16 protein-coding genes and 1 pseudogene are annotated in these 20,668 nt (G+C 70.6%); 4 read left to right on the top strand and 13 right to left on the bottom strand.

Going from position 1 to position 20,668, the window contains the following annotated elements; genetic code table 11:
- Nucleotides 1-15 precede the first annotated feature (15 nt).
- Entirely contained in the window at nt 16-984 is a 969-nt protein-coding gene (gene sph / locus AB1046_RS17515) for a sphingomyelin phosphodiesterase (protein ID WP_369370572.1), read from the bottom strand.
- A 147-nt stretch (nt 985-1,131) separates the two neighbouring features.
- On the opposite strand from sph, the pseudogene AB1046_RS17510 reads away from it, so the two are divergent.
- Both AB1046_RS17510 and AB1046_RS17505 read left to right on the top strand, forming a co-directional pair.
- Nucleotides 1,132-2,680 (top strand): annotated as a pseudogene (locus tag AB1046_RS17510) (AlkA N-terminal domain-containing protein).
- A gap of 49 nt (nt 2,681-2,729) precedes the next feature.
- Nucleotides 2,730-3,290 (top strand): methylated-DNA--[protein]-cysteine S-methyltransferase, encoded by a 561-nt coding sequence (locus AB1046_RS17505; RefSeq protein WP_369370571.1) that lies wholly within the window; start codon nt 2,730-2,732, stop codon nt 3,288-3,290.
- 73 nt (nt 3,291-3,363) lie between these two features.
- On the opposite strand, the gene AB1046_RS17500 is transcribed toward AB1046_RS17505, so the two are convergent.
- The 3 genes from AB1046_RS17500 to AB1046_RS17490 all read right to left on the bottom strand — a co-directional run bounded on the left by AB1046_RS17500 (nt 3,364) and on the right by AB1046_RS17490 (nt 6,795).
- Nucleotides 3,364-4,293 carry a carbohydrate ABC transporter permease gene (locus AB1046_RS17500; RefSeq protein ID WP_369370570.1) on the bottom strand — a complete coding sequence of 310 codons (930 nt, stop codon included), beginning with the start codon at nt 4,291-4,293 and terminating at the stop codon, nt 3,364-3,366.
- Nucleotides 4,290-5,276, bottom strand: a complete 987-nt coding sequence (locus AB1046_RS17495) for a carbohydrate ABC transporter permease (protein ID WP_369370569.1) — start codon at nt 5,274-5,276, stop codon at nt 4,290-4,292. Before AB1046_RS17495 ends, AB1046_RS17500 begins: the two co-directional genes overlap by 4 nt.
- 121 nt (nt 5,277-5,397) lie before the next feature.
- Complete coding sequence (locus tag AB1046_RS17490; RefSeq protein WP_369370568.1) at nt 5,398-6,795, bottom strand: ABC transporter substrate-binding protein; 1,398 nt, start codon at nt 6,793-6,795, stop codon at nt 5,398-5,400.
- Between the two features lie 276 nt (nt 6,796-7,071).
- Between AB1046_RS17490 and map the strand changes: the two genes are divergently transcribed.
- A complete protein-coding gene (gene map, locus AB1046_RS17485) occupies nt 7,072-7,848 on the top strand; it encodes a type I methionyl aminopeptidase (RefSeq protein ID WP_369370567.1) in 777 nt (258 codons plus the stop codon).
- A 59-nt stretch (nt 7,849-7,907) separates the two neighbouring features.
- On the opposite strand, the gene AB1046_RS17480 is transcribed toward map, so the two are convergent.
- From AB1046_RS17480 to serS, 3 genes are all read right to left on the bottom strand, one after another.
- On the bottom strand, nt 7,908-8,726 hold the full coding sequence (locus tag AB1046_RS17480; protein WP_369370566.1) for an HAD family hydrolase: 819 nt from the start codon (nt 8,724-8,726) through the stop codon (nt 7,908-7,910).
- A 137-nt stretch (nt 8,727-8,863) separates the two neighbouring features.
- Entirely contained in the window at nt 8,864-9,670 is an 807-nt protein-coding gene (locus tag AB1046_RS17475; RefSeq protein ID WP_369375754.1) for an HAD family hydrolase, read from the bottom strand.
- Nucleotides 9,671-9,748: 78 nt separating this feature from the next.
- The gene (gene serS / locus AB1046_RS17470; protein WP_369370565.1) at nt 9,749-11,020 is read right to left on the bottom strand and encodes a serine--tRNA ligase; all 1,272 of its coding nucleotides are present in this window, start codon (nt 11,018-11,020) and stop codon (nt 9,749-9,751) included.
- 155 nt (nt 11,021-11,175) lie between these two features.
- On the opposite strand from serS, the gene AB1046_RS17465 reads away from it, so the two are divergent.
- On the top strand, nt 11,176-13,374 hold the full coding sequence (locus AB1046_RS17465) for a hypothetical protein (RefSeq protein ID WP_369370564.1): 2,199 nt from the start codon (nt 11,176-11,178) through the stop codon (nt 13,372-13,374).
- Nucleotides 13,375-13,408: 34 nt separating this feature from the next.
- Here the strand turns inward: AB1046_RS17465 and AB1046_RS17460 are convergent, their stop codons facing one another.
- The 6 genes from AB1046_RS17460 to AB1046_RS17435 form a co-directional block, all read right to left on the bottom strand.
- A complete protein-coding gene (locus AB1046_RS17460) occupies nt 13,409-14,527 on the bottom strand; it encodes a diacylglycerol kinase family protein (protein WP_369370563.1) in 1,119 nt (372 codons plus the stop codon).
- Nucleotides 14,528-14,566: 39 nt separating this feature from the next.
- Complete coding sequence (locus AB1046_RS17455; RefSeq protein WP_369375752.1) at nt 14,567-15,295, bottom strand: glycosyltransferase family 2 protein; 729 nt, start codon at nt 15,293-15,295, stop codon at nt 14,567-14,569.
- Between the two features lie 264 nt (nt 15,296-15,559).
- Nucleotides 15,560-16,384, bottom strand: a complete 825-nt coding sequence (locus AB1046_RS17450; RefSeq protein ID WP_369370562.1) for a DUF5926 family protein — start codon at nt 16,382-16,384, stop codon at nt 15,560-15,562.
- An 87-nt stretch (nt 16,385-16,471) separates the two neighbouring features.
- Nucleotides 16,472-16,753, bottom strand: coding sequence for a hypothetical protein (locus AB1046_RS17445; RefSeq protein WP_369370561.1), 282 nt, complete (start codon nt 16,751-16,753; stop codon nt 16,472-16,474).
- Nucleotides 16,754-17,520: 767 nt separating this feature from the next.
- On the bottom strand, nt 17,521-19,002 hold the full coding sequence (locus tag AB1046_RS17440; protein WP_369370560.1) for a hypothetical protein: 1,482 nt from the start codon (nt 19,000-19,002) through the stop codon (nt 17,521-17,523).
- 174 nt (nt 19,003-19,176) lie between these two features.
- Complete coding sequence (locus AB1046_RS17435) at nt 19,177-20,664, bottom strand: glutamyl-tRNA reductase (protein ID WP_369370559.1); 1,488 nt, start codon at nt 20,662-20,664, stop codon at nt 19,177-19,179.
- Nucleotides 20,665-20,668 lie beyond the last annotated feature (4 nt).

The raw sequence follows: 20,668 nt of genomic DNA, 5'->3' as shown, positions 1-20,668 counted from the left end.
CCCGCCGAAGGCGCCCTAGCCGGCGAAAACCGGGTAGTGGTCCGAGTAGTCGGTGTAGGAGTACGTCGTGAACCACGACGTCACGGTCCACACCGGACTCTTCACGCGCCGCGTCTCGTTCACGAGCGCGGCGGGCGCCGGGTGGCCGTTGACCGCGAGGACGTAGTCGAGATGCTCGGAGGCGTACTCCGAGCCGTACTGACCGAGGCAGACGCTGTTGTCCTGGCAGTCCCACGAGTACGGGTGGCCGGTGAAGGTCGGCGCGGCGGTGTTCAGCTCGCTGAGCATCGCCGGATACTCGGCGCTGGACCGGATCACATTGAGGTCGCCGGCGATGTACAGCGGCTCGCTCGCCGGGATGCCCTCGGCGCGGACGAACGCGGCGATCTCAGCCCGCTGCGTGGCGCGCACCGAGCCCGGCGTGACCGTGCAGCTACCGTCCTCGGCCTGCATGTGCGTGCCGATCACGTGCACGGGGCCGGTCGGCGACGCCAGCCGCACGTAGGCGAACCCCTTGTTGGAGAGCACCTCCACGCCGCACGCGTCGGTGTAGACGTGCTGCGACTTCTTGGTGATCGGCCACCGGCTCACGATCGCGACACCGCCGTCCTCCGGCGTGGCGTCGCTGTACTCGCCGGTGGTGCGGTCCCACCCGGCGGTCGATCGCCCGACGACCGGCGTCTGGTGCGGGTAGGTGTCGACCAGGTTGCGCAGCAGGCGGTCGCTGGCGGCGTTGTCGAAGGCCTCCTGGAGCACGACGACATCCTGGCCGGCGAGAACGTCCTGCTGGTCGATGAGGTCTGCACGGGCGACCTGACCCCAGTTCGGGTACAGGTTCCTCGACAGCATGAACACGTTGTAGGAGGCGATCTTCGGCGCGGTCACCTCCGGTGCTGCGGGAGCCGCGGTCGCGGCGGGGGCCGCGGTCATGGAGATGGCGAGGGCGACGGCGGCGCAGAACGTGAGCAGGGTTCGCGTCTTCATGGTGGACATGGTGCGCACCGGGCCGGTCACCGCACAAGACCCGTCAGACAGAGTTCATACGATGCTCGCCGGGAGGTGCGCCATGGTCCACCGCCGTGTCCGATTCCCGCTAGCCACCACGTCCGGCACGAGCGCAGGATGGTGCTCATGACCGACGTAGAGCTCCGCGATCCCGCGTTCACCGAGCGCTACCGCGCCATAGCCGCGCGCGACTCCCGCTTCGACGGGCAGTTCTACACGGCCGTGCGCACCACCGGGATCTACTGCCGGCCCTCGTGTCCGGCGCGCACGCCGAAGGCCGAGAACGTCGCGTTCTACCTGACGTCCGCGGCCGCGCACGAGGCCGGGTTCCGCGCGTGCAAGCGCTGCCTGCCGGAGGCCGCCCCCGGCACCCCGGCGTGGGACCTGCGCCGCGACCTCACGGGCCGGGCGATGCGCCTCGTCGCCGACGGCGTGGTGGACCGGGAGGGAGTGTCCGGCCTCGCGGCCCGGCTGGGCTACTCCGACCGGCAGCTGCACCGGCTGCTGGTCGGCGAGCTCGGCGCCGGGCCGCTGGCGCTGGCCCGTGCTCAGCGCGCGCAGACCGCGCGCGCACTCCTGGTCGGCACGTCGCTGCGGCTGGCCGACGTCGCGTTCGCCGCCGGGTTCGGCTCGATCCGCCAGTTCAACGACACCGTGTCCGAGGTCTTCGGCGCCACGCCGTCGGACCTGCGCGCCCGGGGACGGTCCCGGCGAGCTGTCCCGGGGAGCGCGAGCACTGCCGACTCTGCGAACCCCGCTCAGGGGGATGTCGACCAGCCCGTCCGGATCTCCCTGGCCCTCCCGGTCCGGGAGCCGTTCGACGCCCACGGGGTCCTCGAGTTCCTGGCCGTCCGCGCGATCGAGGGTGTGGAGTCGGCGGACCTGAGCCGCCTCCGGTACGCCCGGACCGTCGCCCTGCCGCACGGTCCCGGCGCGTTCGAGGTGCGTGTTCCGCACCCCGGCAGCGGCCGGGTCGACCTGGACCTCGAGCTCGCCGACCTGGCGGATGCGCCGGTCGCCGTCGCGCGCGTGCGACGGCTGCTGGATCTCGACGCGGACCCGGTCGCCGTCGACTCCGCGCTGGCCGGCGATCCGGTGCTCGCGCCGTCGGTCGCCGAGACCCCGGGAATCCGGGTGCCTGGCACGCTGGACCCGGCCGAGCTGCTGGTCCGGGCGATCGTCGGCCAGCAGATCAGCGTCGCCGCCGCGCGCACGCACCTGTCCCGCCTGGCGGCCGGCGCCGGTACGCCGCACGTCTCGGCGTTCGAGGGCCTCACCCGCCTGTTCCCCACACCCCAGCAGGTGGCCGACGGCGCCCCGACGCACCTCCGGCTCCCGGCCCGCACCCTGGCGACGGTCGTCGGCGCGGCCCGGGACCTCGCGGACGGGACCCTCGCCCTGAGCGTCGGCGACGACCCCGACGACCTGCGCCGGCGGCTGGTGGCGCGAGCCGGGATCGGTCCGTGGACCGCCGGCTGACGTGACGCTGCGGGTGCTGGGCGACCCGGACGTCCTGATGGACGGCGACGTCGCCCTGCTCGCCGGTGCGCGCAACCTCGGGCTGGTCTCTGCGGAGGAGTCCCGGCCCCACCAGTTCAAGGAGCTCGCCCGACGTGGCGCGGCGTGGGCGCCCTGGCGCTCGTACGCCGCCATGCACCTCTGGCGCTCCGCCTGACGTGTCAGACCTGTGTGTCTGACAGCCCGACTCTCATTGGAGAAAGACCATGACCGCCACGACCCTCACCACCCCCGACGGGCCCTTCAGCATCCTCGTCGCCACCGTGCCCGCCGATGGCGCGAGCCCGGCAAGCCCCGCCCGGGAGGCCGTGCTCGCCGCCGGCTGGACCGACGACCTCGACGCGCTGCTGGCCCTCGTGCACCCCACGCTCCGCCCGGACACCGGGGCCGAGCTGCTGGCGCAGCCGTCGCCGTCGGACGGTGTGCTCGCCGCGGCGGCCGACGCCGTCCGCGCGTACTACGCCGGCGACCACGGGGCGCCCGGCCGAGTGCCTGTGCACCAGGCGAGCGGCCCGTTCCGGACGCACGCCTGGGACGTGCTGCGCGAGGTGAAGGCCGGCGAACGCCTGACCTACAGCCAGTACGCGGTGCGGGCTGGCCGGCCCGCCGCGGTGCGCGCGGCCGCAGGCGCCTGTGCCATGAACGCGGCGGCGCTGTTCGTGCCGTGCCACCGCATCCTGCGTACGGACGGCAGCCTGGGCGGGTTCCGCTACGGCCTGCCCATCAAGGAGAGCCTCCTGACCCGAGAGGCCAGTTCCGCGCAGTAGAGCGCCTGCCCGCCCGATGCCGGGATATCCGGGTATCGGGCGGACAGGCGCTCTACGTCGCGGAACTGGGAGGTCAGCCCTTGACCGCTCCCGCCAGCAGGCCGCGCACGAAGTAGCGCTGCAGGGACAGGAAGACGATCAGCGGCACGATCATCGAGATGAACGCGCCGGCCGAGAGCACGTGCCAGTCGCCGCCTCGCGAACCCGCGAGCTCGGCCACGCGAGCGGTCAGCGGGTAGGTGTCCGGGCTACCCATGATCAACGCGACCAGCAGGTCGTTCCAGACCCACAGGAACTGGAAGATGCCGAACGCCGCGATGGCCGGCGTAAGCAGTGGCAGCACCACCCGGAAGAAGACCTGCACGTGTCCGGCGCCGTCCATCCGCGCGGCCTCGATCAGGGACCTCGGGATGTCCTTCATGAAGTTGTGCAGCAGGAACGTCGCGAGCGGCAGCGCGAAGATCGAGTGCGACAACCAGATAGCCCAGAACGTGCCGTTGATGCCCAGATCGACGTAGGCCGACAGCAGCGGCACCAGCGTGATCTGGATCGGCACGATCTGGAGGGCGAAGATCGCTACGAACAGGATGTCGCGGCCCTTGAACTCGACCCACGCGAACCCGTACGCGGCCAGCGCCGCGAACGTGACCGGGATGAACACCGCAGGCAGGGTCACTACGAACGAGTTGACGAAGTAGGTCGCCAGGTTGGTAGACCCGTCGAACAGCGCGATGTCGTAGTTGCGCAGCGAGAACACGCCCTCGCCGGCGAGGGCGTCGCCGAAGACCGTCCACCAGCCGCTCAGCCGGACATCCGCCTCCGGCCGGAACGAGGTGACCAACAGACCTACGGTCGGGATGGTCCACAGGATGGCGATGACCACAGCGAGCGTGCTCGCCCACGGGCTGGAGAGCGCCTTGCGCGCCTTGCGCGCTCGATCACCGAGGCCCGACGGCGGCTTGGCTGCCTTGGGAGTGGTCGTAGCGTCCTCGACGGTGCTCATCGGACCTCCTCCGAAAGGCGCATCTGGCGCACGTTGTAGATGATCACCGGGATGACGATGACGAACAGCAGCACGGCTAGGGCGGCGCTCAGGCCCGACTCTCCCTGCCGGAACTGCTGGTTGTAGAACTCAAGGGCCACGATCGAGGTGTTGAAGTCCCCAGCCGTCATCGTTCGCACTATGTCGAAGGTTTTGAGCGTGGTCATCGCGATGGTGGTGAGCACCACGACAAGCGCCGGACGGATGCTCGGGATGGTGATGCGCCAGAACATGCCGAGTCCGGAGACGCCGTCGAGCCGCGCCGCCTCGGTGATGTCGTCGGGGATCGCCTTGATCGACGCCGACAGCAGCGTCATCGCGAAGCCCGCCTGGATCCAGATGAATACCGCCATGATCAGGAAGGTGTTCAACGGCCTGCTGAGCAGGAACTGCTGCGGTTCACCGCCGAGCCAGACGATGAACTGGTTGAGCAGGCCCGTCTGCTCCACGCCCGTGGGCTTGAACTCGTAGACGAACTTCCAGATGAGCGACGCACCCACCATCGAGATGGCCATCGGGAGGAACACCAGGCCCTTGGCGACGTTCTCGAACCGGGTCTTGTCGACCAGGTAGGCGTAGACGAGGCCGAAGAACGTGGCCACGGCCGGTGCGACGAGGACCCAGAGCGCGGTGTTACCGAGCACGATGAGGAACTGCGACTCGGTGAAGGCCCGTGCGTAGTTCTCCAGACCGACGAACTCGGCGCTGGTGCGGTCCATGAACGAGTTCACGACGGTGCGCACCGCCGGGTAGAGCAGGCCCAGCGTGAGGAGCACCAGCACCGCGCCGACAAACCCGAAGCCGACGAACCAGCGGGGTGGGTTACGTGGTCGGTCGACCACAAAGAGGATGATGCCCATCAGTACGACGAACAGCACGATCGCGATGAGCATCAGCAGTAGTTTGTGCCCCGGGTCGTCCCCGGCGTGCAGCAGCCAGTCCATGGCTATCTCCTGTCGCTGTTCTGGTCCGGTCGTCTTTGACTGGTCCGGCCCTCAGCCTAGGACGGCGGAGGCGCGGGACCCAGGGTCCCACGCCTCCGCCGTCATGATCGAGGGCCGGCCGTCAGTTCGACGGCCAGGAGTTCTCGATGGTGGTGGTGACCTGCTCTGTGCTCTCGTCGCTGGCGAACCACTCGACGATGCCGCTCCAGAACGTGTCGGTGCCGACGGCGGACGGCATGAGGTCGGACGCGTCGAAGCGGGCCACCGTCTCCGGGTCGGCCAGGATCTCGGCGGACAGCGTGTCGAAGTCCGTCGCCAGCGCCTCCGGGTCGAGGCCGCTGTTGGCGCTCACCCAGCCACCGGCCGGGGTGGTCGACGCCTTGACGTTGGCCCACTCGTCGCTCGACAGGTAGGTCTGGAAGGCCTGCACCTCGGGCCGTTCGTCGAACGCAGCGATGAACTCACCGGCCACCAGGGTCGGCCGCTCTTCACCCTCCATCTGCGGCAGGTAGAACGCGTAGACGTCGCCGTCCGGCCCCACTTCCGTACCCTCCGGCCACTGCGTCGAGTAGAAGTTCGCGGCGCGGTGCATCCAGCAGGTGGGTTCATCAGCGATGATCCCGTACCCGGCGTCGGTCCAGGGGGCCGTGGCGATCGAGTCGACGCCGCCCAGGCCACCGTTCACGTAGTCCGGGTTCTTGAGGATGGCGCCAACGGCGTCCCACGCCTCAAGGATCTGCGGGTCGTTGAACGGGATCTCGTGGGTGTACCACTGGTCGTAGACGTCCGTGCCCGCCGAGCGAAGCACGGCGTCCTCGATCCAGTCGGTACCCGCCCAGCCGGTGGCGTCACCGGACTCGACGCCCGCGCACCACGGGCGGGACGCGCCCTCGTTGGTCTCGGCGATGGTCTCCGTGAGGGCCATCATGTCGTCCCAGGTCTCCGGAACCTCGTACCCGGCCTCAGAGAACACCGACGGTGAGTACCAGACGAACGACTTCACGTTGGAGCCCAGCGGGGCGGCGTAGAAGGTGTCGTCGACCGTGCCGTAGGTCTTCCACTCCTCGGACCAGAACTCGTCCACGTTCGCCTCGGTCTGCGCCGGCGCCGGGACCACGGCGTCGTAGTCCCGCACCAGCGTCTGGAGCAGACCCGGCTGCGGCAGGATCGCGATGTCCGGCGGGTTGCCTGCCTGGACGCGCACGGGAAGCTGGGCCTCCATCTCGCGCGAGCCCTCGTACTCGACGGTGACGCCCGTGCAGTCCTCGAAGGGCTGGTACGACGCCTCCTGGGTCTCCTGCTCGGGGGCGACGATCGTGGTGTAGAGCGTGACGGTCGTGCCGTCCAGGTCGCCGAACTCCTCGTAGGGGGCGCAGTCGATCGCGTCGGGACCGGCGGCGGCGCCGTCGTCCGTCCCGCCGTCGTCGGTATCGGCACAGGCCGACAGGACCAGTGCCAGGCTCGCGCCGGTCGCCGCCAGGGCGAGTGCTCGGCGTCGGGAAGCCATCCGGATAGTCATCTCGTGCTCCTCCACTGCTTCGTGGGCTCAGAACCCTCTGACATGCGGGTATGGCCCGGCAGACTGCCAGGTTGCCCTTCCTCCACGCAACCGTGGTTCACGGTGCAATGCAAGCCCATACAGCACGCCTTGCATTACGAAACCGTTGCAATCGGGCTCGTTGCGGATACCGGGCGAATCCCGGAGGTGTACCCATAGCACGCGCAGCCTCCGGTGTCTGCAGCGGGACGTAGGCTTGTGCCGCCAGATCACTGGTGCCCCTACGGAAGGACGGACATGATCGAGCTGAGGACGCCGCGCGAGATCGAGGAGATGCGCCCGGCGGGACGCTTCGTCGCGGACGTGCTGCTCGCCGTCCGGGAGAAGGCCGGCGTGGGGGTGAACCTGCTCGAGCTCGACGAGGTCGCGCACAAGATGATCCGGGACCAGGGCGCCGAGTCGTGCTACATCGACTACCACCCCTCGTTCGGCGCCATGCCGTTCGGCAAGGTCATCTGCACCTCGGTAAACGACGCCGTGCTGCACGGCCTGCCGTACGACTACGCGCTCCAGTCCGGCGATCTCCTGTCGATCGACTTCGCCGCCTCCGTGAACGGCTGGGTCTCCGACTCCGCGCTGTCGCTCGTCGTGGGCGACCCCGCGCCCGGGCGCGCCGAGCCGGACGCGAAGCTGATCCGCACCACCGAGGTCGCCCTGGAGGCGGGCATCAACGCCGCGCAGCCGGGCAAGAAGATCGGCGACATCTCCGCGGCCATCGCCGAGGTGGCGCAGGCCGCCGGGTACCTGATCAACACCGACTTCGGCGGGCACGGTGTGGGCCGCACCATGCACGGCGACCCGCACGTGCCGAACAACGGGCGCGCCGGCCGGGGGTTCCCGCTCAAGCCGGGCCTCGTGATCGCCGTCGAGCCCTGGTTCCTGGAGACCACGGACAAGATCTTCACCGACCCCGACGGCTGGACGCTGCGTTCCGTGGACGGATCCCGCGGCGCCCACTCGGAGCACACGATCGCCATCACGGAGAACGGCCCGCTGATCCTGACGGCGCGCTGACGACGCGGGTGTTGGAGGGTGCTGGCCGAACGAGGCCAGCACCCTCCAACAACCAAGGGTCAGAGCAGGGTCTTCAGGGCCTGGATCACGCCGTGCTGGCTGATGTCGCCGACCGTCTCGTTGGCGACCGCCTTCACCTCGTCGGGGGCATGCCCCATCGCGACGGCGCGTGCGGCCCAGCCGAGCATCTCGATGTCGTTCAGGCCGTCGCCGACGGCAAGCGTGTTGTTCCGCGGGACGCCGAGCGCCGCCCGGACGTTCTCCAGCGACGTCGCCTTGCTCAGGTGTCGCGGCGTCACGTCGATCCAGTCCGGCCCGGCCTGCGTGGCGGTGACGCCGTGCCGGCGGAGCGGATCGAGCAGGTCCAGCACGTCCGGCCCGCGGAGGATCGCCCGCGACGCGGGCAGCTCGCCCAGTCCCTCGACGCCGACCACGCGCTGTGCGCCGTTGACCTCGTGGGGCTCGAACGGCCGGTTCACGCGGTAGCCGATGCCGATCTCCTCGACGCCGATCTGCACGTCCGGGAACCGGCTGAGGGCCATCTGGGCCACAGGGCCGACGTCGAACGTCAGGACACCCTCAAGGGTGTAGCCGTTGGTGCAGCTGGGGCACAACCGCGCCGTCACCGCGCCGTTGGAGGCGACCACCCAGCCGTCGGTGATGCCGAGCTCCCGGGCAACCGGGAGGATCCCTGTCAACGACCGACCCGACGCCAGGACCACGTGGTGCTTCCGGCTGCGCACAAGCTGCACGGCCAGAACCGTCGGCTCGGGCACACGCTGCCCGGTGACCAACAGGGTCCCGTCGATGTCGAGAGCGACCAGGTGGGGCGCATCGTTGCGCACCCGCATGGACACCGGTTGGTCGTCCAGGATCATCACGCACCCCCATGGCGCCGTGAGCGCCGTCACGCGTTCGACGGATCGCGCCCAAATGTACAGGCATTCGGCACGTGATCCATACCTTTGCACGGATAGCTTTCACCCGCGGGCTCACCCGCCGGTTAGTTCATGCTTCAGAGCAGTGAACGGAGCACGTCCACCACGCCGTCGTCCTCGATACTTCCGGTCACTTCGTCGGCTGCGGCGCGCACGGCGGCGGCCGCGTGTCCCATGGCCACACCCCGCCCCGCCCACCGCAGCATGTCGATGTCGTTGCTTCCGTCGCCGATCGCGACGGTGTTCTCGGGCGCCACCCCGAGCTCCTGCCGCACGCGCTCGAGCGCGGACGCCTTGGTCACGCCCTGCGGCGCGATATCCATCCACGCGGACCAGCCGACGGCGTAGGTGACGTCGTCAAAACCGAGGCGGGCGGCGATCTCGTGGAACTCCGCGCTGGTCTCCCCGGGGCTGCGTACCACCACACGGGTGACGTCACCGGCCCAGAGGTCCTCGAAGTCGACCACCCGGTGCTCCCCGTTCAGCTCCCCCTCCGGGAAGAGCTCGGTCATCCGGAAGCCGACGCCGACGTCCTCGACCGCGTACCGCGCGTGCGGGAGCTCCTCCTTGAGCATGCGCAGCACGGGCTCCGGGTCGAACGTCTCGACGCGCTCCAGGATGTAACCCATGTCGGCCGTCGCATCGAGGCGCGCCGTGACCGCGCCGTTCGACGCGACGATCCAGGACTCCTCGACCTTGAGCTCAGCCGCGATCGGCGTCATGGCGATGAGCGACCGCCCCGAGGCCAGCACCACGTGATGCCCGGCGGCCCGGACCGCGGCCACGGCGGCCCTGGCGTCGTCGGAGAGCACCTCGTCGTAGGTGACGAGCGTGCCGTCGATGTCGAGGGCGATGAGCTTTCGATCGATGTCGCTGGCCACGATCGCAGCCTACCGACCCCAGGGTGAACACGAGCCGACGAGCCACACAAGATCAGATAATCGCCTTCGTTGTGGGCGGGTTTACTTGACCGGCTCCAGGACTTCCAGGCCGCCCAGGTAGGGACGCAGGGCCTCGGGGACGTACACCGAGCCGTCGGCCTGCTGGTGGTTCTCCAGGATGGCGACGATCCAGCGGGTGGTGCCGAGCGTGCCGTTCAGGGTGGCGACGTTCCGGGTGGATCCGTCCTCGGTCCGCTCGCGGACACCGAGCCGGCGGGCCTGGAACGTGGTGCAGTTCGACGTCGAGGTGAGCTCCAGCCAGCGGTCCTGGGTGGGCAGCCACGCCTCGCAGTCGAACTTGCGGGCCGCCGACGAGCCGAGGTCGCCCGCCGCCGTGTCGATGACCCGGTAGGGCAGCTCGACCTTGGCCATCATGGCCTCTTCCCAGCCCAGCAGGCGCTGGTGCTCGGCCGCCGCGTCCTCGGGTGCGCAGTAGCTGAACATCTCGACCTTGTGGAACTGGTGCACGCGGATGATGCCGCGGGTGTCCCGGCCCGCCGAGCCCGCCTCGCGGCGGTAGCAGGCGCTCCAGCCGGCGTAGCGCATCGGCCCGTCCGAGAGGTCCACGATCTCGTCGCTGTGGTAGCCGGCGAGAGCCACCTCGGAGGTGCCGACCAGATACAGGTCGTCCTTCTCCAGGCGGTAGATCTCGTCGGCGTGGGCGCCGAGGAAGCCCGTGCCCTGCATGGTCTCGGGCTTGACGAGCGTGGGCGTGATCATGGGCGTGAAGCCCTCCTGCCCGGCCTGGTCCATCGCCATGTTGAGCAGCGCCAGCTCCAGGCGCGCGCCGATACCGGTGAGGAAGTAGAACCGCGCCCCGGAGACCTTGGCCCCGCGCTTTGTGTCGATGGCGCGCAGGCCCTCGCCCAGCTCCAGGTGGTCCTTGGGCTCGAAGCCCTCGGCGGCAAAGTCGCGACGGGTGCCGACCTGCTTGAGCTCGACGTAGTCCTCCTCGCCGCCGGCGGGAGCGCCCTCGATGACGTTGGCGATCGACCACAGCACCCGGTCGAGCTCCTGCTCGGCCTCGGCCGCCGTGGCCTGGAGGCTCTTGACGTCCTGCGCGAGCTGCTTGGTGCGCGCCAGCAGGGTCTGCTTCTCGTCGCCCTGTGCCTGCGCCACCTGCTTGCCCAGGGACTTCTGCTCCGCGCGCAGGTTCTCGAACTCCGTGAGGGAGGAGCGGCGGCGCGCGTCGGCATCGAGTGCCACGTCCACGAGGTCGGGGTCGTCGCCGCGGGCCACCTGGCTCGCGCGGACGACGTCTGGGTTGTCGCGCAGAAGTCGGAGATCGATCACGGGGCGAGCCTATCGGGGCCGTCCCCCTGATTTCGTCCGGAGCGCGAGACCACGGCGGTGGAGGCCGAGTAGGGGTGCCATGGCCGAGTCGTACAGGTCCGTGCTCAAATCCGGTCCCGCCAGGCATACCGCCTGCCCCGGATTAGGCTAACGGGGTGATATTCCCTGCCCGCACTCTCACCGCGCTCATCGTGTCTGTGCTGGCGCTGGTAGGGACCTTCGCCGCCGTCGTCCTGCCGGGGGCACGCGCAGGCGACGTGTCCGACGGCGGCACCCCCGTCCTGACCCCTCACGCACCGGTCGTCGTCATCGGCACTCAGGGCCTCCGCTGGCAGGACGTCCGCCCGGACACCACACCGCACCTGTGGCGCCTTCTCGACGACGGCGCGCCTGCGGGTGGCATCACGCCGGCCGTGACCTCGGCATCTGCGTCCTGTTCCGCCGCCGGATGGCTCAGCCTCTCCGCCGGCCGTACGGCCATCACCGGCGCCTACGTCGACGACGTCTGGCAGTGCGCCGAATGGGATCTGGTCGCCGAGGGGACCGGCGCCCGCCTGGACGGCTGGGCCGGGCTCGTCGGCCTTCAGGCCGACTCGGAGTTCCGTCCCCATCCGGGCACCCTCGGGGCCGCGTTGGCCTCCACAGGGGAGTGCACGACGGCGATCGGGCCGGGAGCAGCACTCGCCCTCGCCAGCTCGGACGGCACGGTCGAGCGCTACCGGGCGCCCGAGGTCGTTCAGGCTGATCCCGAAGATGCCTTCGCGTGCCCCCTCACGGTGGTGGACGCCGGTGCCGTGCCGTACCACCGGGACCCCACGGCGGACGCGGAGCGAGTTCCGATCCCGGCGGACGCCACTGCCGACGGCCCGCTCCGGGACACCGAGCTGCAACGCCTTGACGAACGAGTCGGTGCCCTCGTCGAGGCCGCGCCCAGCGAAGCCTTCGTGGTCCTCGCGGACGTCGGAAACCCCGCCCCCGGACGACGCAGCCTCGGCGTCGGCGTCGTGGTCCAGCCCGACGCCGCGGAGGGCACGCCCGGCTACCTGACCTCCGGCGCAACCCGCTGGCTCGGCGTCTTCCGCCTCCTCGACGTACCGACGACCCTGGTGCGCACGGCCGGCGCGCCGATCCCCGCGGACTTCACCGGTGCGTCCATCGCCATCGGCGACGCACGACCTGACGGATCCGAGGAGACGACCGAGCAGCTCGCCGCACTGAGCATCCGCGACGACACCCTGCGCGGTTCCAGCGGGGTCATGACGGGCGTTCCCACCGTGCTGGCCCTCGCGGCGCTCTGCATCATCGTGCTCTTCCTGCCCAAGTGGCAGTCGGCCGGGCGCAACCGCTCGCCGGTCCCGTGGGAACGGGCGCTCGAAGTGCTGCTGCTCTGGTGCGCGGCCGCCTCCCCCGCGATATTCCTGGTCGGCGCCGTCCCGTGGTGGCAGTGGGGCAACCCGACGGTCGGGCTGTGGGTCACGTGGGCGGTCCTGACCACTGTGATCGCCGGCATCGGGGCGCTCGTACCGCGCCGTCCGCTGTGGGCGGGTCCGGCGCTCCTCGCCGCTTTCACGTTCGCGCTGCTGACCATCGATGCCCTGCTGGGCACACCGCTGCACCGGGCGAGCCCCCTGGGCGCGGCGCCGACGCTGGGCGGTCGCTACTACGGCTTCGGCAATCCGACCTACTCCGTGTACGTCGTGGCGGCCGTGCTGGCCGCTGCGGGCCTAGCGACGCTCGTCACCCGCAGGTGGGGCAAGGTCGCGGGAGCGATCGCCGTGGTGCTCGTCGGCGGTGTGGCCACGTTCGTGGACCTGTGGCCCACGCTCGGCGCCGACGTGGGCGGCGCCCTCGTTCTGCTCCCGGTCTTCGCCGTTCTCGCTCTCGCCGCCCTCGGAGCGCGCGTCACGTGGCGCCGCCTGCTCATGACGGCTGTCGGTGGGATCGTGCTGGTGGGTGCGGTAGGGATCGTCGACTGGCTGCGTCCAGCAGAACATCGCACCCACCTCGGGACGTTCGTCCAGCAGGTGGTCGACGGGACGGCTGCCGAGATCCTGCTGCGCAAGGCGGGCTACGCCTTCGGATCGCTCCTGGCCGGGCCGGCTGCCTGGCTCACGCTCGTCATCGTCGTGTGGATCGCTCTGGCGCTGTACCAGGGTTCGCGCGTGCGTGCGGGCTGGCTGGAAGGCCTCACCAAGGAGTGGCCGCTCCTGCGCCCGGCTCTCGTGAGCCTGGTCCTCGCCGCGGTAGCGGGCGGCATCGTCAACGACTACGGCATCCGGATAGCCACGCAGATGCTGTTCACCGCGGTGCCGCTCGTCGCCCTGGGTCAGCTCCGCAGGATTTCCAGCTCCTGACCTCGCACCGCCCGCGCCGAACCGCTCCGCGCGGTCACGGTGCGCGGACCTGCAGCGCCCCTGGCTGGACCCGGACGTCGACCTCTACCGCGCTGCCGAGGGGATCGCCGTCCACCTGGGCCTCCTCGCCCGCCGCCACCCGGATGCGCGCCCGGCGCGCCTTGGTGTGGTCGATGCGGCCGAGCTTCTCCGGCAGGTCGTTCCGCACGCCCACCCCCTGCAGGGCGATCTCGAAGGTGAGCTGGGCCCAGCCGAGCACCCCGCCGCGCACGTCGACGGCGGCCACGTCGAGCACGCCGTCGTCGAGCACGGCGTCGGGCAGGAGGGTGACACCACCCGGGAGCATTCCTACGTTGCCGACCATGATCGAGCGGGCGCGGGCGTCCACCGGAGGCTGGTCGTCGAGCTGCAGGGTGGCGCGCATGCGCCGGGCCTGCAGGTGCGACAGGCCCGCCACGAAGTACGCGACCCAGCCCACCTTCTTCTTCAGGCCGGAGTCGGCGGTGGCGACCATCGCTGCGTCGAACCCGAGGCCGGCGATGACGAGGAAGATGTGCTCGCGCTCGGTGTCCGGCTCATGGTCCGGCTGGTTGGGGTGGTCACCGTTGCGGGGCGTGTCCGCGAACTCCACCACCCGCAACCAGCCGACGTCGATCGCGCGTGTCCGGCCGTGCACGATCACGTCCAGGGCCTCGTCCGTGCTGGTCAGCGGCAGCTCGAGGTTGCGGGCCAACAGGTTGCCCGTACCGACCGGCAGCACCCCCATCGGCTTGCCCGTGCCCACCATGGTCTCCGCGACCGCCCGTACCGTCCCGTCGCCGCCCGCCGCGATCACTATGTCGGCGCCGTCCGCGAGGGCCTGCTGGGCCTGGCCCTTGCCCGGGTCCTCGACGGTGGTCTCGTACCAGAGGGGCTCAGGGAGGGCCGCGGCGGCGAAGTGCGCGTGCACCCGGTCCCGCAGCCCGGTGGCACTGTGCTTCGACGGGTTGACGATCACCGCGACCTGCGGGGCCGCCTGCACGCTCTGCGGGGTCGCATGCCGATGATCGCGGCGTCGCATCCATGCCTGCTGCGACCAGGCGCCCAAGGCGACGAACAGAGCCAGCAGCGCGACGACGATCGCGCCTATCCCCAACCAGACCTGCCACTCCACCACGTCAGCGTACGGCGCGCGCCCGCAGCGACCGACTCATCAGCTGCGGACGTTCGAGCCCGCGTGCCGCACCGCGTCCACCGCACCGCGCATCTTGCGCGCGTTCACGGCCAGCATGACGTCGCGGTACTGGGCAGCACGGTGGATCTGGCCCTTGAGGTCGTTCGTGGAGGCCCGGTGCTTGAGGTCGCAGGGCACCTCGACGGCGACGTACCCCTTGCGGAGCAGGTCGATGGTCATGCCGGTCTCCACACCCCAGCCGCGCGCCAGCGGCGTGGCCGCCTCGAACGCCTCACGGGTGAGGCAGCGCATGCCGGACAGCGGCTGCGACGGGCTCCAGCCCGTCATCGCCTCGATCGCCCGGCGGGACGCGCCCACCACGATCCCGCGCCCGCCGGCGCCGGCCTGCTTGGGCAGCAGCGCGATCGCGAGATCAGCCACCCCCTCGCGGACGGGGCGCACCAGCGGTGCGGTGTTGACGGCGGTGTCGCCGAGGTCGCCGTCGATGAACATGAGCAGGCGCGGCGGGCGTCCGTCGGCGTCCCGCATGGCCACCACCGCCGCACCGGTCTCCATCGCGGCGGCCTTGCCGCGATTGTGGGAGTGGCGCACGACGACGGCTCCCGCGGCACGCGCAACGTGCTGCGTGTCGTCCTCGGAGCCGTCGTCGACCACGAGCACGAGGTCGACGTGAGGGATCGCGCGCGCAGAGCGCACGGTCGCGGCAATGCGTTCGGCCTCGTCCTTGGCGGGGATGATCGCCGCCACCCTCTGGACGTTCCTGCCTGCCTGAGCATTGCCGGGACGCGTGGTCTTCGCGACCGGAAGAGCGTTCACACCTGTCCTGCCTGAAGCGTCGATTTGCCTTGGTGGGTGTCCGGATAGCCCATTGCTTGGTGAGTGCAAAGGTTTACCCCTGGAATCCTACTCCCTTGGTTCGCTAGTTGCCGAAACCTGGGTCGCTCGTGGCGATCCGCGGTGACTGCCGACGCGTTCCGGGCCGCTCGCGAAGGCCGGCCGGGGTGCTCCGGACTAGCGCAGGGTGACCTGCCGGGAGACGATACCTGCTCTTGCGCGTCGCTCGTTCGCATCAAGCGGCTCCCTGGTGGAAAGTGCTTTCGCGAGCTTCTCGCCGAGCTCCTTCGCGGGGCCCTCCAGATCAGCTGCCTCGGTACCCTTCGGCAGCTCCCAGACCGGGACGACCAGGCCGGACGCACGAAACGCTCCCACGAACTTTCCACCTGCGAGCCCTGACTCGCGCTTTGCGTGCAGCCGGGAGATCGCGTCGATGACGTCGTCCTCCGGCTCGGGACGCGCCCAGCGCATGAACTCGCGCGTCATGCTGCACCAGTAGGCCGAATCGACGGACGACACCTTGACCGTGGGGATGGCGCCGTCGGCCGCATCCTCCAGGTTCTCCTTGAGCTCGGGCGTGACCTCGGCGCTCGGGTCGAGCCAGTAGTCGAACGAGTCGTGCACAGTGACCTCGAACGGGACGCTCGGGTCGAGCACGTCCTGCAGGCGCGGGCCCTCACCCGGCAGCTCACCGGACTCGACGGCCGTGCCCGGCTCGAGCTCCAGCGCCTCCAGGAGCGCGGCGGCGAGGTCGCGGCTCACGTCACCCGACCCGACGATGCCCTGCACGGCCAGCAGGACCGTGCCGTCAGCGCGGTGGAGAGCGGTCCAGGCGCCCGGCAGGAGCGTCACCACGGTCACGTCGCGGGAGCCGTACTCGGCGGTGGTACGAGCCGTCGCGGTAGCCGACGGGACGATCTCGCGCATCGCCACCCAGTCGGTCTCCCCGGGGAGACCTTCGAAGGGCCGGAGCACGAAGTCGGAGGAGGGATTCTTGGCCATGCGGCGAGTGTATCCGCGCACATGGACACAGATCTGTCGGGCCCGTGATGTTTCCGGGCAGCCCCTAGTCGGATCCTCGCCGCGGCGTCAGGGTCGGTACGTGTGGGGTGTGACGTAGGCGCGGGCGCGGCCGCGCCGAGCGGCCAGCAGCGATCCCGCGCCACCGATCACCAGGGCACCGGCCCCGGCGGTGAGGGCGGCCGCCTCGGCCCCCGTCGTGGCGAGCTTGACCGGGGCGTCCAGCGTGGCCTCGGTGAGCGCGGAGGCCTCCTGGCTGATGGCCTCCGACGGGACGTAGGCGGTGAACTCTGCCCCGGCGGTGTCGGCCGCCGTCGGCGTGCCCTCCCACTGCTGGCCCGGTGCCTGCACGGCCAGCGGCGGCTCCGACGCGGCGGTCTCCTCGGGCGCGGCCTGCTCGACCGGAGCGTTCGTCTCCGGGGCGGGGCCGGCTTCTCCGCGGGTGCGGGAGCCTTCGGCGTCACGGCCTCGACAACCTCGGGCTGCGGCGCGGGAGCGGGAGCGGACTCGTTCGCCTCGTCCACGTACTCCTGGAGGGCCTCGCGCACCTGCTCGCTGTCCTGCTCGTCCCAGTCGGAGGCGGCCTGGTCGCCGTCGTCCGACTGCTGGGACTCGTAGCGCGGCACGTCGTAGTTCGGCTCGGAGTAGCTGGTGGGCTCGTACGACTGCGGGGCCTGAGCGGAGCCGTACCTGCCGTCGCGCCCGCCGTCGTAGTCGGCAGAGCTGTCGTCGCACCCGCCGCGGCCCCCGTTGTCGTTGGCCATCGCCGGGCTGGCGACAGCCGTCGCAGCGGTCGCGAGCGCGATCGTCGCCACGACACGGGCGGCCGTGGTCTTGGCGGCGGACGAAGGCTTGATGGCGGCGTGCTTCATGGGGGCTGCTCCAGCTGGTCGGCTACAACGGTCCGTCACTCGGGACGCGACGACGTTACCGGATCAGAATAGGCAGAAAAAGGGGTAGATCGGAAAAACCTGCTCGTATGGTAACGATTCGATAACAACGGACACAAGAATGGAACCTTTGAAAAGCGCCGGAAAACGTAAACAGGGTGGAGCGCCAATGGCGCTCCACCCTGCTACGTCAAGACCGAAGAGGCTGGGGTCCTCCCGGAAATCAGGTCAGGAAAGACCACCCAGCAGACCACCGGTGAGGCCGCTCACGGCACCACCGGTCAGGCCGTCCACGGCACCCGTGACGCCACCGAGGACGCCGCCGGTGACGCCGTTGACGGTGCTGCCCACGGTCTGCACGACCGGCTTGACGACGCCGTCCACGACGGTGTCCTGCACGACCGGCTTGACCACGCCGTCCACGACGACGTCCTGCACGACCGGCTTCACGACGCCGTCCACGACGGTGTCCTGCACGACCGGCTTCACCACGTTGTCGACCACGTTGTCCTTGACGACACCGCCGACGACGCCGTCCACCACGACGTCCTCGACGATCGGCTTGGCAACGCCGTTCACGACGCCCGGCACGACGTCACCGGTCACGGTGCCGACGACACCCGGGACGACGGAGCCCGTCACGTTGCCCACGGTCGAGACCACACCGGGGACGACGGAGCCCGTCACGGAGCTGACGGTGCCGGGGACGATGTCCGAGGTGACCGGGCTGACGACGCCGTCGATGACGACGTCGCCCACGACGGTCTCGACCGCACCGGCGACCGGGGTGGTGACCGTGGCGACGATGCCCGGAACGCCCGCGACCACGCCGGGGACGGACGAGACGACGCCGTCGACGAGACCGCCGACGCCACCGAGCACACCCGGCAGGTTGGCCGTGAGGCCGGCGACGGGGGCGGTCACGCCGGCCAGGATGTTCGGCACGTTGCGGATCACGTCGGCCACCGTGGCCGGGACGCTCTCGACGGTGCCGCTCACGGAGCCCGTGACACCGGACACGACGTCGCCGGAGGTCACGCCACCGACAACACCGGTTGCGGTGTTCACAACGCCGCCGGCAACGCCGGTTGCCGTGTTCAGCACACCACCGGTGACACCGGTAGCGGTGCCGACAACACCGTTGGCGACACCCAGGACGTTGCCCAGGGCGTCCTCCTGGAGCACGCCGCCGACAACGCCACCGGCAACACCGGTCACGTTGCCGACAACACCGGTGACCGTGCCCACGACGTTGCCGCCGAGCACGTTCTGCAGCGCGGAGTGCGCAGTGCCGGTCACGCCGGACACGACGGAACCGCCGGTCACGCCGCTGACCACGTCGGAGACAACCTGGGGCGCGACGCCCTGGACGGCACCGGACACGAACTGCGCCGGCTTGTAGTTCGGCGCGAGGGCCGTGACGGGGGCGATGGAGGCGGGGAGCTCCTTGGTCACCTTGTCGGTCACCGTGTTGACCACGGGTACCGCGTTGGTGAGCTCGCTCAGGTCGATCGACGTCGACGAGAGGGCGGGCAGGCCCTGCGTGAGGCCCTCGGCGGTGGTGCCAAGGTCAGCGAGGGAGTCCAGCGGCGAGGCCTCTGCGGCCATGGCCGGGGCGGCCATGGCGCTGGCGGCGGTTGCGATCGCGACGGTCGCGATGGTCCGCGCACCCGCCGATGCGGTCTTCTTCTTGCGTGCTGCGTGCTTCAAAGTGGCTCCAGCATCTCGTTGCGCAAAATGCGCGTATCGGTCCTTGAGCCACCGAACTTAGCCCCCACTTACCGGGTGAATAAAATCACCCATATTACGATTGCATAACGATCGCCCGATTGGCACCATAAAGCCGGTCCGCCCGGCTTGTTCCGTCGGTTGTCGCCAGAAGTCTTATCGGCGTTGCGACGGACCGGCGTCTCGCTGGGCGGACGCTTCGGCCGTCAGAGCCTCGGCACCCTGCACCAGCGCGGCCTCCGCAGCGCGGGCCTCAGCGGTCGCCCTGGCCCGGATCGCGACGATCTTGTCGTGCAGCTCGGCGTGCACGCGCCGGCGTACGTCGCGGGCGATCGCTTCGACGTCGGACTCGTCGGGAGCGGGCTGGTCGCGTGCGGCCAGCTCGTCGGTCAGCCGGGCGACGTCGGCGGCGATCTCGGCCACTGCCCGGACCTCGGCCTCGTCCAGCAGGGCGACCACCGCGGCGTCGGCCTCACGACCGAGGCGGGTCTCCTCGAACCGCCGGGCGGCGGCGTCCACGATCCCCTGCGCCTGCGCGACGACGTCGTGCGCCACCGCGGGCGCACGCGCCTTCAGCGTCGCGAGGTCGAAGAGCAGCACACCCTCGACGTCGGCCACCCGCGGGTCGACGTCGCGGTGCAGGGCGAGGTCGAGGATCACGAGCGGACGGGGCTCCGGCTCGTCGCCTGCCCGGTCGGCGGCGCGCTCCCGCGCCCGGACCAGCGCGGCGGCATCGAGCACGTGGCCGAGGCTCGCCTCGGGGGCGTCCTCGCCCATCAGGCCGCGCGGCAGCGTCGTCGGGCCGCCGAAGTTCCCGGCCACGACGTCGGCGAGCCGCTCGGGCTCCGCCTCCGGCTCGTCCCGCGCGGCGGGCAGACGGCCCCGGGCGCCGCTGCAGCTGACCACCAGGTCGGCGTCGGCGAGCGCTTCGACGAGGGAGGCCGCCGGCTGCACACCGTGCGACTCGGCGAAGATCTCGGCACGCCCGGACTGCGAGTAGACGCGGATGTCGTCGCAGCCGCGCGCCCGCAGCGCCGCGACGGACGCGCCGGCGTACGAGCCGGTGCCGATCAGCACGGCACGCGTGCCGTCCCACGGCGGCAGCTCGCGCTCGGCGAGGTCCAGCGCGAGCGCGACGACCGACCGGCCCGCCGAGCCCAGCTCCGTGTCGGTGCCGACGCGCTTGGACGTGCGCGACGCCGTCTGGAACAGCAGCTCAAGGGTCTTGGACGTCGTCTCCTGCTCGCGGGCCTCCGCCAGCGAGCGCTTCACCTGGCCGGCGATCTCGCGTTCGCCCACCACCATCGCGTCCAGGCCCGACGCCACGGCGAACAGGTGCTCGGTGACCTCCGGTCCGGTGCGGACGGTGAAGCTGCGGGCGGCGACGTCGCCGGTCACCCCTGAAGCATCTGCGACCAGCTCGGCCACGTGCCGCGTCGCGTGCCGCACGCTGTCGCCGCTCAGCGGCGCATCCACGTCCAGGTAGAGCTCGAAGCGGTTGCACGTCGAGATCACCACGGCGCCCGCGACGGGGCCGCACGTGCGAACGACAACGCGACCCACTGACGACGAACCCGTGGACAGGCGTTCCAGCGCGTCGAGGTCGAGCTCGCGGTGGCTGGCGGTGAGGGAGAGGAGAACCACAGTG

The sequence above is a fragment of the Promicromonospora sp. Populi genome (genome assembly GCF_041081105.1).
GTDB lineage: Bacteria > Actinomycetota > Actinomycetes > Actinomycetales > Cellulomonadaceae > Promicromonospora.
The sequence above is the reverse complement of the archived record's forward strand: the minus strand, read 5'-3'. Positions and strand labels throughout refer to the sequence as shown.